Source organism: Paenibacillus sp. 01L418 (genome assembly GCF_056400045.1).
This window is the reverse complement of record NZ_JBFTSN010000028.1, coordinates 24,900-35,827: the sequence shown is the minus strand read 5'-3', so window position 1 is coordinate 35,827 and position 10,928 is coordinate 24,900. Positions and strand designations below refer to the sequence as shown.

General features: G+C 48.8%; 13 protein-coding genes. 4 read left to right on the top strand and 9 right to left on the bottom strand.

What is annotated here, in order from left to right; translation table 11 throughout:
- Together AC1DSE_RS06665 and AC1DSE_RS06660 are read left to right on the top strand one after the other, a co-directional pair.
- Nucleotides 1-1,026: DNA polymerase IV (locus AC1DSE_RS06665; RefSeq protein ID WP_477527514.1), on the top strand; the 1,026-nt coding region annotated here is incomplete at its 5' end.
- Entirely contained in the window at nucleotides 1,023-1,349 is a 327-nt protein-coding gene (locus AC1DSE_RS06660; protein ID WP_477527513.1) for a YolD-like family protein, read from the top strand. The genes AC1DSE_RS06665 and AC1DSE_RS06660, both read left to right, overlap by 4 nt.
- A gap of 190 nt (nucleotides 1,350-1,539) precedes the next feature.
- Here AC1DSE_RS06660 and AC1DSE_RS06655 read toward each other — a convergent pair whose 3' ends face one another.
- Nucleotides 1,540-2,835, bottom strand: a complete 1,296-nt coding sequence (locus AC1DSE_RS06655) for a DUF2515 domain-containing protein (protein ID WP_477511462.1) — start codon at nucleotides 2,833-2,835, stop codon at nucleotides 1,540-1,542.
- 167 nt (nucleotides 2,836-3,002) lie between these two features.
- On the opposite strand from AC1DSE_RS06655, the gene AC1DSE_RS06650 reads away from it, so the two are divergent.
- The gene (locus AC1DSE_RS06650; protein ID WP_076268280.1) at nucleotides 3,003-3,698 is read left to right on the top strand and encodes an SOS response-associated peptidase; all 696 of its coding nucleotides are present in this window, start codon (nucleotides 3,003-3,005) and stop codon (nucleotides 3,696-3,698) included.
- Between the two features lie 62 nt (nucleotides 3,699-3,760).
- On the opposite strand, the gene AC1DSE_RS06645 is transcribed toward AC1DSE_RS06650, so the two are convergent.
- From AC1DSE_RS06645 to AC1DSE_RS06625, 5 genes are all read right to left on the bottom strand, one after another.
- Nucleotides 3,761-4,048, bottom strand: coding sequence for a stage VI sporulation protein F (locus AC1DSE_RS06645; protein WP_477527512.1), 288 nt, complete (start codon nucleotides 4,046-4,048; stop codon nucleotides 3,761-3,763).
- 70 nt (nucleotides 4,049-4,118) lie between these two features.
- Nucleotides 4,119-6,170 (bottom strand): ATP-dependent DNA helicase RecG, encoded by a 2,052-nt coding sequence (recG, locus tag AC1DSE_RS06640; RefSeq protein ID WP_076268278.1) that lies wholly within the window; start codon nucleotides 6,168-6,170, stop codon nucleotides 4,119-4,121.
- Between the two features lie 7 nt (nucleotides 6,171-6,177).
- Nucleotides 6,178-7,032, bottom strand: a complete 855-nt coding sequence (locus tag AC1DSE_RS06635; RefSeq protein WP_441881406.1) for a DegV family protein — start codon at nucleotides 7,030-7,032, stop codon at nucleotides 6,178-6,180.
- 33 nt (nucleotides 7,033-7,065) lie between these two features.
- Entirely contained in the window at nucleotides 7,066-8,793 is a 1,728-nt protein-coding gene (locus AC1DSE_RS06630; protein WP_477511468.1) for a DAK2 domain-containing protein, read from the bottom strand.
- Nucleotides 8,794-8,849: 56 nt separating this feature from the next.
- Nucleotides 8,850-9,209 (bottom strand): Asp23/Gls24 family envelope stress response protein, encoded by a 360-nt coding sequence (locus AC1DSE_RS06625; protein WP_477527511.1) that lies wholly within the window; start codon nucleotides 9,207-9,209, stop codon nucleotides 8,850-8,852.
- A 293-nt stretch (nucleotides 9,210-9,502) separates the two neighbouring features.
- Between AC1DSE_RS06625 and rpmB the strand changes: the two genes are divergently transcribed.
- Nucleotides 9,503-9,691, top strand: coding sequence for a 50S ribosomal protein L28 (gene rpmB, locus AC1DSE_RS06620; RefSeq protein WP_053375639.1), 189 nt, complete (start codon nucleotides 9,503-9,505; stop codon nucleotides 9,689-9,691).
- 99 nt (nucleotides 9,692-9,790) lie between these two features.
- Here rpmB and spoVM read toward each other — a convergent pair whose 3' ends face one another.
- The 3 genes from spoVM to rpe all read right to left on the bottom strand — a co-directional run bounded on the left by spoVM (nucleotide 9,791) and on the right by rpe (nucleotide 10,924).
- Nucleotides 9,791-9,871 (bottom strand): stage V sporulation protein SpoVM, encoded by an 81-nt coding sequence (gene spoVM, locus AC1DSE_RS06615; protein WP_010345573.1) that lies wholly within the window; start codon nucleotides 9,869-9,871, stop codon nucleotides 9,791-9,793.
- A 121-nt stretch (nucleotides 9,872-9,992) separates the two neighbouring features.
- Complete coding sequence (locus AC1DSE_RS06610; RefSeq protein WP_477511463.1) at nucleotides 9,993-10,268, bottom strand: hypothetical protein; 276 nt, start codon at nucleotides 10,266-10,268, stop codon at nucleotides 9,993-9,995.
- A gap of 11 nt (nucleotides 10,269-10,279) precedes the next feature.
- Nucleotides 10,280-10,924: a ribulose-phosphate 3-epimerase gene (rpe, locus tag AC1DSE_RS06605; RefSeq protein ID WP_477511464.1), complete on the bottom strand. Its 645-nt coding sequence runs from the start codon at nucleotides 10,922-10,924 to the stop codon at nucleotides 10,280-10,282.
- Nucleotides 10,925-10,928: the final 4 nt, after the last annotated feature.

Sequence of the window (10,928 nt, the reverse complement as noted above, 5' to 3'; positions counted from 1 at the left end):
CAGCTGTATATCGATGTTTCCATGATGATTACGAGCATTTATCAATCCTACACAGACCTCGTCGAACCTTATTCAATCGATGAGCAATTTCTCGATGTGACGGGCTCGCTGCATTTGTACGGCTCACCGGATGAGCTGGCTCATCATATCCAAACCCGCATCCAAGAAGAGCTAGGAGTGTACACCCGCTTCGGTATTGCGGAGAATAAAATTTTGGCTAAGACGGCCTGTGACAACTATGCGAAAAAAAACGATGCAGGCATTTACACCCTCTCCAGAGACAATCTTGAGGATACGCTCTGGACCTTGCCCGTCTCCAAGATGTTCATGGTCGGCAGCCGGATGACGAGGCACTTCCAATCGATGGGACTGGAGACGATCGGCCAATTAGCGGCAACGCCGCTTGAGAAGCTGAAGCTGATGATGCGCCGTAAATTCGGCAAAAACTCCGATATCAACGCGGAGCTGTATTGGAACATCGCAAACGGAATTGACAAAAGTCCCGTAACGCCGGGCACGCATCAGGTTGCGCCCAAGGCCATCGGGCATATGATGACGCTCCCGCGTGACTATGGGAAGCTGGAGGAGATCAAAGTTGTACTGCTTGAGCTGACCGAGCTCGTTTGCCAGCGCTGCCGAGGCAAAGGATATATGGGGCATGTCGTTTCCGTCGGATTAATGGGTGCCGATTATGATCGGCCTACGGGCTTTAGCCGTCAGATGAAGATGGACGATCCGACAAACGTCACGAATCAGGTTTATCGGGCCGCGGTAGAGCTGATGCTGCGGCATTGGGACGGTTATCCCGTAAGGAAGGTTGGCGTCAGCCTATCGCAATTTTCGCAGGATGACGAATACCAGCTTTCCCTGTTTGATCCGAACCGCGAGAAGACGATGGCGCTTGAGCGGGCGACGGACGCCTTGAAGAGGAAATATGGGGATGCCACTATTTTGAGAGCGGTGTCCATTACGGATGCGGGGCAAGCACAGCACCGCTCTGAGAAGATCGGAGGACATTACAAATGAGAAAAAAACTTGAAGGAAACGGACTTTGGGAGTCGAGCCGGATGATGCTGCCCGAGCATAAAGTCGCAATCAATGAGCAGGAGAAGACATTGCGGCTGCGTGAACGGGTGGRGCTAGATGAGCAGGAATGGGAACATGTAGCCCGCTCCGTGACAGAATCGCTGCAGCAGCGGCAGCCCATCACGCTCCGTTTATTTCATCCGCAAGAGGAACTGACCGTCAGCGGAATCGTTGACCGCGTAGATCAACTGAAAGGCCGCTTCATGGTCGATGGCGAATGGTTCTCTATTTACGATATTGAAGGCGCTGCTGCTTGGGAATAAGGAGTGCTCTGTTCCGTTAGCTTCGCTCAAAGCAGCCTAAAGTAGAACTCATCCTTGAACAGGAACTGCTCAACTGGCAGAAGGGCCAACGAAGCAGTTCCTGTTTTCTTTTGATATTATTTTGTATCGCTTCTGGCTTTTTCCCTCGATCTCGTCCGGCTCCGCCAACAAGTGTCGAAGTCCGGGGGTTTCACTTATTGCCACGCTGCACCGCAAGAACAGCCAATTCGATCTTGTTAAGCATGAGCCCATATTCATTCGTAATTTCAAAAGAATGCGGCATTGGCAGCTTTTGAAAATAAGGCGTAATGTCGGCAACGGACGTAAACCAATCCCCAGGCTCCGGCATTTCAAGGGGTTGATCGTTCCAAGCTGCACTAAGCTCTGGGCTGTAAAGCGGCTCAGCACCAGGCTTTAAACGTGCACCCAGCAGACGCTCCTTATAAATTGGCTGTGGAGGCTGCTGACGTACACGCGTAAACATATGCGGCGCGTAGTCGGCACGCGAGCCTGTATGCTTAACCGCAGCAGCGAAGGATCTAGCTCCTTCATAGACGCGCGGCACACCGAATAACATCGCATATAGACGCTTGCCGAATTCAATTCTCTCTTCTATATTTTCAAACCGCTCCAAAATAAGACCAGAGAGCCGCAGCGCAAACGCTCCTTCCCCTTTTCCCGGGCCATTGCCATAGGGGAAAATAACCCCGTTCAGCTGAAGCAGCGATTGCAGACCAAAAAATAACGTATGCAGCACCTTCTCTCGAAAAAAGGGATGCTGTACAGCACGCTGCTCGATATAATGCTGCTCATTAACGATTAATGCGATCGTGAGCGGCACCGCGTCGCGATCTCGCCAGTACTGCTTCCAGACCGGCGCCATAAACGAGGATACGCCAAAAGCAGGCAGCAGATGGAACAAGCTCCTCCCCTCGCGCCTGCTCCGTTCATACAAGAGCAGCTGTGGATAAGCATCTTGAAATATCAATGCATTCGCCTGCTCCAAAAAACGAAACACAGCTAACCGCTGTTCCGAGTTCAGCAGCCATGGAAGCCACTCGCCTTGCAAGTCAGTCATATTCCAGCCGCCATTCCGGGACACCATATGCGCAAGCAGCGCCCAGTGCAGCTCCGGAGTGCGGAAATACAAAATACGATAAGCTTCCGTTCTCGTCACGTTATTCCGATTGGCAGCAGCAGTCTCAGCGCGAATTCGTTCGATTAGCGCAAGTTCCTCTTCATTCCAGCTTGTCACTGCTGAAGCATCAGCAGATTCAAAATGCTTCGACCATGCATACTTCAATTTTGCAACGGAAGAAGCTGAAAGCTGCAGCGGTGTTGCTTCCGCAATCATCGCATCCGATGCGCTCATTGCCCCCCACTTGCCTACTGCATAGTCAAACGCAGCACTGGGGAGCGCGAGCAGCTGCCCTAGCCAGTAACCGAATGTACGGCGATAAGACCGTCCCTCATGCTTTTTGTCCATTGTCAGTGCTCCTCCTATCGCGTCGTTGACTATACAAGCTTGCTGCCTAGTTTAAACCCTATATATCCAGTATCAGCCACGGAGCAGTTCGTCATACCGTGTATGCAACATATGCGATTCGAGCGCTCACGATGTATAATAAAAGCATTAGAAAGGAGATGACAGCCATGTGCGGAAGGTATACACTCACAGTTACGTTGGAAGAGCTGATGGTTAGGTATATGATCGAAGAAACGATGGTACCTTTTCACCGTCCGAAATATAATATAGCTCCGAGCCAGCAGGTGCTGACCATTATAAATGATGGCCAAAATAATCGGCTAGGCGAGCTGAAGTGGGGACTTGTGCCGCCATGGGCGGATGATCCGAAAATTGGTTTCCAGATGCTGAATGCTCGATCAGAGACAGCAGCGAGCAAACCAGCCTTTCAGGCCCCGCTGCAGCGCAAGCGCTGCCTCATCCCTGCCGATGGTTTCTATGAATGGAAAACGACAGCACAAGGCAAGCAGCCGATGCGCTTCGTACTCAAGAACCGCTCCTTATTCAGCATGGCCGGTCTGTACGAGACCTGGATTTCTCCTGAAGGGACCAAAATAAATAGCTGTACGATTTTAACAACTACGCCAAACGAGCTCGTTTCCGAGGTTCATGATCGCATGCCGGTCATTTTGCGGCCCGAGGCAGAGCAGCTGTGGCTGAACCGCGCGGTAACGGACGTTAAGATGATCACTCCACTCCTTAAGCCATACTCATCGCATGAGCTTGAAGCTTACCCTGTCTCCCTTGCAGTCGGAAGCGTCCGAAACGACGACTCTTCTTTAATCGAGCGCATTGAAGTGGACGAGCAGCTCGAGCTATGGTAGCAGCAAACCTAGCGGAACGATGTTCCCGTTGCCAAATAAAAAAAAATCGCTGACCAAAGCGGTCAGCGAAACATCCCCCACAGTTTCAGCAAGTGAAACGTGTTGYTCGGGTCAATCTTTTGCGCCATAATGAAAGCAACAATCTGGTCTTCCTGTGTATCCGTAAGCTGCTCCTGCAAAATAACGGACGCCGCTTTCACAAGCCGTCTAACCTTTGGCCGGTCTTGCAAATCGTATTTGGTCACATTTCCTAGCAGGTCCCTAATCCGTTCCTTCACAGCAGGGTTTTTCATTTTGTATTTAACACGCTCGACCAGCTGAGGCTTAATCCCATAGTTTTGGTAACTCACTTCGTTGACACCTCCATCAGGCAATCCAGTCACATCGTTAAACTATATGCCGAAAGGAGGTGAATATTGCCTAGTCCAGCTGTTCCCCTTGAAAAAATTGATCCTGCTCCAGCAAGCTGCGCAATCTAACGAATGACTCATTCGTCCAAAAATCATCTCGTCCTGTTAATTCAGCGGCATCATCCCTAGCAAGCTCCAGCAGCTCATAGTCAGCAACCATGTCGGCCAAACGAAACTCTGGCAATCCGCTTTGCTTCGTGCCAAAAAAATCGCCCGGACCACGAATCTCAAGATCCCGCTTAGACACTTCAAATCCGTCATCCGTGTCCGTCATGACCTTCATTCGCTCGCGTCCCGTTTCTGATTTCGGATCAGCTACTAATATACAATGTGATTGATGCTCTCCCCGCCCTACACGTCCTCGCAGCTGATGCAGCTGGGATAATCCGAATCGCTCCGAATCCATAATGATCATAAGTGTCGCATTAGGAACGTCGACACCTACCTCAACGACCGTCGTCGCCACAAGCACATGCGTTTCATTTGCGCCAAAAGCACCCATCACGCTTTCTTTCTCCGCAGCTGAAAGGCGTCCATGCAGCAGGCCTACCCGCAAATCTGGAAACGACTGCTGCGTTTGCACATACAGATCAATCGCATTTTGCACATCGAGCTTCTCCGACTCCTCGATCAGCGGGCAGATGATGTAAGCTTGACGCCCCTTATTTACTTCTTTCCTTATAAAAGCGAGCACACGCTCCATCATGCTGTGCTTAACCCAATACGTCTTAATCGGCTTGCGCCCATGCGGCCGCTCGCGAATCGTCGACACGTCCATATCGCCGAATGCGGTAATCGCCATTGTTCTCGGAATCGGCGTTGCTGTCATCGTAAGCACATCGGGGTTCATCCCTTTGCGCCGCAGCACGCTCCGCTGATTGACACCGAAACGATGCTGTTCATCCACAACGACGAGCCCAAGGCTCCGAAAAAAAACATCGTCCTGAATTAGAGCATGCGTTCCAACGACAATATCAATCATGCCCATTTGAAGCCCCGCAAGCACATCCCTGCGTTTGCGCTCTGTTACACTTCCCGTTAGAAGAGCAACCTCAATTCCGAGCTCTGCGAACATTTTTGTAAGCGAGCGCATGTGCTGATCAGCCAGTATTTCTGTTGGCACCATCAAAGCCCCTTGATGACCTGATTTCACCGCAACATACAGTGCAATAGCTGCCACAACCGTTTTGCCGGAGCCAACGTCACCTTGAAGCAGCCGATTCATGCAGGACGGCCTTCTCATATCGACACAAATTTCATTAACGACCTTCTTCTGAGCATCTGTCAGCTCAAACGGAAGGGTTGCGGCAAATTGACGAATCGTTTCACTCTCAATTCGATGTGCGATGCCATCATTCCGCTTGCGATTAAGAGCCCGATACGCTTGGAGCTTCAACTGAAACAGAAACAGCTCCTCGTATACCAATCGTTTGCGCGCCTGCAGTCCTTCCTTCGTATCATCCGGCAAATGAATGCGATGCACCGCGTCGCGTCTGGGCATCAAATGATGCTGCTCCACAAGCTCAAACGGCAAAATCTCTTCAATCATCGACCCATATTGCGTCAACGCTTGACGCACGGTCTTCCGCATCCAAGGCTGTGTGATGCTTCCGCCTACCGAATAAACCGGCTGCAGCGTTCCTGATTTAGCCGGTCCGCCGCTGCCAGGAAACTCCGAATCCGATATCGTCATTTGCAGGCGCTGTTGTTCCCACTTGCCCGTAAGCATAATCTCACGGCCAATGACAAGCTGGTCCTGCAGAAAATGCCGATTAAACCAGACTGCCGTCACGAGCCACTGCCCAACCTCAACCTTGCATGTTAATCTTGATTTGCTTTTTCCATATCGCTGCAGCATTGGAATGCCTCGGACATGTCCTAGAACCGTCACCTTCTCGCCTTCCTTTACATCGGTCAGCTCACGAATGCGATAATCCTCATAGCGAAATGGAAAATAATCAAGTATATCCGCCACTGTTCTCACGCCAAAGGCGTGAAGCTCCAATTCCTTGGGAGCACTCACGCCTTTGATTTGCCGAACAGAAATTTGATCAAGAGTCATTTTACGATCACATCCTGTACATAAACACGGCCGATGTGCCAGGTCCCGTATGCGTGCCGATAACAGCACCTACCGTCGTCCAGTTCATTTCTTGTACATTGAACTGGGCTTTCAATAGCTCACACAAATCCTCAGCTGTGTCTTTACTGAAAGAGTAAGCCATAGTCATACCGACCGGCTCATCGCCATACGATTGTTTCAATAGTTCAATAATACGAGCCATCGCCTTCTTAGAGCCGCGCACTTTATCTACAGCTAGCACAACCCCATCTTTGTCCAAAGATAAGATAGGCTTTATGTTAAGAATCGAACCGATCAGCGCGGATGCTTTGCCAATTCTTCCGCCCTTTTGCAAATATTCCAACGTGTCGACTAGAAAGTATAAATTAGTACTGCGCTCAAGACGCTCAATCTCTTCGATAATCCGTTCTTTCGATTCGCCTGCTTGTGCCATTTCGGCAGCTCTCACAACACGTAGTCCGAACCCGTATGAAGCAGATTTAGAATCGATTATCGTAATATCCGCTTCTTGCTCGAGCATGGAATGAGCAATGACAGCCGATTGATACGTACCGCTGAGCGCGGCCGACAAATGAATAGAAATAATAGGTGAATCAGCGTCCTCCGCAAGCAAGCGCTCATATACTTCTGAGAACTCGTTTGGTGATGGCTGAGATGTTGTAGGAAGAACAGATGACTGCGCAAGCTTCTCGTAGAATTGTTCGGACGTAATCGTCACGGCATCTAGAAACGTCTCCTCGCCAAACAGCACCTTAAGGGGAACTACCGATATCCCCAAGCGCTTCTTGACCTCTTCCGGAATATCAGATGTGCTATCCGTTACTATTCGGACCTTTCCCATGGCCATTTCCTCCCATTGTTAGAACGATTACATTTACTCCAAAGCAAAAACATACGGATACAGCGGTTGTCCGCCTTTTTGCAATTCAAGCTCCAGATCAGGATACTGCTCTCCGATCCATTCGCATAACGACGCCGTTTCTGTCGCTTCCGCATCCTCACCTGACAAAATCGTCAGCAAATCTCCACCTGCATCGAGCATGTTAGCAATGAGCGATTGGCAGGCTTCGAGCAAGCTTGCTTTGGATACAACTATCGTCTTTTCTTTAATGCCGATGTAATCGCCCTCGCGAATATCCACACCTTCAATGGTCGTATCTCGCACAGCCTTTGTTACTTGTCCCGACATAACCTGCTCAGCAGCGTTTTTCATCCATGCGCTATTTCGTTCAGCCGTCTCGTCTTCCTTAAAAGCAAGTACAGCTGCTAAACCCTGAGGTATCGTGCGAGTTGGGATAATCGTAACATTCCGCTCGCTAAGCTCAGCAGCTTGTTCAGCTGCCAAAATAATATTTCCGTTATTCGGTAATATATAGATATGCTCTGCTGACAGAGCCTCGATCGCCTTCACAAAATCTTCTGTGCTCGGATTCATCGTCTGACCACCAGACAATACCGTATCCACTTCATTTTCGAGGAAAATGTTCGTAATCCCCTCGCCTAGAGCAACAGCAATAATTCCAAACGGCGCCCATTCAAATACTTGACCAGGCGGAACTCCCTGTACGGCCTGCCCTGCAAGCAGTTCTGCTGCAGAATAGTCAACAACGGCTGAATCCTCTGCCTCATGCTCAAGTAAATCACGATGCTGCTCGCGCATATTAAGAATATGAATATCGGTTAATTCTCCGTAAGGAAGCGATAGGTTCAGTACGTCTCCCGGTTTGCGAGAGTGTACATGAACTTTAATAATATCGTCTTCTGTTATGACCAATATAGAGTCTCCATCTTTCCCAAGAGCACGTTTGTAAGCGGATTCATCAAAAAACGCTCCCGCTTGTCCGCTTAGCTTGCGATTGATAAAAAATTCCATATCGTATAAAAATTCAATAGCTTCCGTCGCTAAGCGTGCTTGTGCCGAGATCGGCTCTTGCTTGCGAATTGGTGGCACGATAATAGGAACAGCCACTTCTTCAGGTGGAGCTGCTTCTGACGGCATCGAATAAGTATCAAGCTGGCCATCGATTTCTGCTAGGCTGCGTACGAAACCCTCATAAATAAACACGAGACCTTGTCCGCCAGAATCGACTACGCCAACCTGCTTTAGTACAGGCAATAAATCAGGCGTACGCTGCAAAGCTTCATATGCCTTCTGATGCACCTCGTGCATCAACTCAGCCACGTCACTCGTTCTACGGGCGTACTGAACGGCATGCTTCGCAGCTTCCTTGGCAACGGTAAGAATCGTTCCTTCTACAGGCTTTACGACAGCTTTATAAGCGAGGTCAACACCGTATTGCAAAGCAGCGGCTATTTGCACCGTTCCCGCTTCTTCAAGACCGGCAAGCGACCTGGAGAAACCTCTGAACAGCTGTGACAAGATAACGCCGGAATTGCCCCGAGCCCCCATCAGCAGCCCCTTAGATAAGGCTTCTGTCGTTTTTCCAATGCTGCTTGACGGCTTGCTGCGCAGCTCGCGAACGCCTGAGGACATCGTTAAGTTCATGTTTGTTCCCGTGTCGCCATCCGGCACTGGGAATACATTTAATGCATTAACGTGCTCTGCGTTTCGCTGTAAATAATCCGCGCCGAGCAGTGCCATTGCGGTAAAATCAGATCCGTTTATAAAGCGCTTACTCAACGAAATTTCCCTCCCTGTTACTTAAGTACCCTGACATCCTGCACAATTATATGGACTTCTTCCACTTGTAGACCGATTACGTCGTTCAGCACATATTTTACCTTGGATTGAATGTTATGCGCTACCTCGGAAATTTTTGTTCCATAGCTTACGATGATGTAGAGATCAATATGCAATTCTTCATTTACTCGTCTAACTTCAACGCCGCGAGTCAAATTGTCTCGTCCGAGCAACTCGGCAATTCCGTCCTTTAGCTGTTTGCGTGAAGCCATCCCGACAAGTCCATAACAATCCATGGYCGCAGAGCCCGCAATAATGGCTATGCAATGGTCTGAGACATGTATGGAACCTAATTCTGTGCTTAGCTGCATTGGCATGGAAATACACTCCCTTACTGTATGTATTATGGACTAAGTATTATTGTACTATAAACGGCTCCTTTATAGAAGTCTGTTCAATAAATCCAGTTATTCTGCATGGTTGCTCGCTTTAAAAGCGATAAAGAACATCCTTGTCCTTATATTTAGGTTGAACAGAACCAATGTTTGTGATACGATATTCAAGTGTGTTTAAATGTTATTTCGCTTACGAATGAAATTTTCCTCACGCATAACGAAGCCATATTAATGGAATCCGTTTTGTTCAAGCAAGATTTAAAGGAGGTGTAGTCATGTCCCGCAAATGTTTTCTTACAGGTAAAGCACCTGGTAAAGGTAACAACGTTTCCCACGCAAACAACAAAACTCGTCGTTCTTGGGGCGTAAACGTGCAAAAGGTTCGCATTTTGGTTGATGGTAAACCGAAACGTGTTTATGTTAGCACACGCGCACTTAAAGCTGGTAAAGTTACACGCGTATAATGATGGCAATGGCCATAGACAAAAGCACCTGAGCGCTCAGGTGCTTTTTTTTTTGCTTGTCTACGATCACGGCCGAAGGGTGTCCTGCAGCATCTAGACCTAATTTTTTTGGAAGGTATTCAAAATCGCCTTTACGAACCCGCCCAAAAATTTAGGCAGTTTGATTGTATAAAATTTCATGCCTCATCCCTCCTCAGACACGCTCATCGAATTTATCCGTGACAACATTACTACGCTCATGTAAACATCCTATGCGTCGTCAGTTTGTCCTATTCCATAGTGCGTCTGAGGGGAAAGCCTATTATGCGCCCGTTATTGGCATTGGATTATCTCTTATATATATAATAGCCGCTCCAACGACAGCAATTAGTAAATAAAATACTATCGATAGCGCGAAAAAAGCGATTCGCATGCCTAGCTTTTCAAATCTCCGGAAAAAGCGAATGCCCACGTACAAAGCGAGCAGCGAGAAGAGATACCGATAAAAACCCGATATCATCGAGAATAGCGCTAGCAGCAGTCCGGCAAGAAATGTATACATCAACAGCCAGAGTGTTGTTTTCAACCGTTCATTCATCGCAGTACCTCCTAGCGCAATACCGCGATTGCCGCGGCTCGGTCTACCTCTGAGAACACGGCACTTCCTGCCACAAGCACATTAGCGCCAGCTTCACGAATGACTGCTGCCGTTGTTTGATTAACACCACCRTCAACCTGGACATGAACATCATCTAGTCCCTGCTCCTCCAGCATCGCACGAAGCTGGCGCAGCTTCACAAGCGAATAAGGAATGAACTTCTGACCCCCAAATCCAGGGTTAACCGTCATAATAAGCACGAGATCAAGATCATGCAAAATAGGCTCCAGCACAGAAACAGGTGTTGCCGGATTAATCGCTACGCCCACAGGCAGCCCTTTTTCTTTTATGTAATGAACGGTTCTATGCAAATGCACGCAAGCTTCAGCATGAATAGTAATGCGGTCCGCGCCTGCTGCAATATAGTCCTCAATTGAAAGTTCCGGACGTTCAATCATCAAATGCACATCAAAAGGAAGCTTCGTCACAGGCCTGATAGCTGAAATGACCGGCGGTCCAAAAGTTAGATTGGGGACAAAATGTCCGTCCATCACGTCGATGTGAATCCAATCTGCTCCTGCCGCTTCGACTGCTTGAACTTCCTCTCCTAGCCTTGCAAAGTTGGCCGATAATATAGAAGGGGCAATAATCGTCATAGTT

What these genes read in the sequence shown, in the direction of transcription:
- spoVM (WP_010345573.1), bottom strand. Translation starts at nt 9,871, where the DNA reads ATGAAATTTTATACAATCAAACTGCCTAAATTTTTGGGCGGGTTCGTA.
- AC1DSE_RS06610 (WP_477511463.1), bottom strand. Translation starts at nt 10,268, where the DNA reads ATGAATGAACGGTTGAAAACAACACTCTGGCTGTTGATGTATACATTT.
- AC1DSE_RS06630 (WP_477511468.1), bottom strand. Translation starts at nt 8,793, where the DNA reads ATGGCACTGCTCGGCGCGGATTATTTACAGCGAAACGCAGAGCACGTT.
- AC1DSE_RS06635 (WP_441881406.1), bottom strand. Translation starts at nt 7,032, where the DNA reads ATGGGAAAGGTCCGAATAGTAACGGATAGCACATCTGATATTCCGGAA.
- recG (WP_076268278.1), bottom strand. Translation starts at nt 6,170, where the DNA reads ATGACTCTTGATCAAATTTCTGTTCGGCAAATCAAAGGCGTGAGTGCT.
- AC1DSE_RS06650 (WP_076268280.1), top strand. Translation starts at nt 3,003, where the DNA reads ATGTGCGGAAGGTATACACTCACAGTTACGTTGGAAGAGCTGATGGTT.
- rpmB (WP_053375639.1), top strand. Translation starts at nt 9,503, where the DNA reads ATGTCCCGCAAATGTTTTCTTACAGGTAAAGCACCTGGTAAAGGTAAC.
- AC1DSE_RS06655 (WP_477511462.1), bottom strand. Translation starts at nt 2,835, where the DNA reads ATGGACAAAAAGCATGAGGGACGGTCTTATCGCCGTACATTCGGTTAC.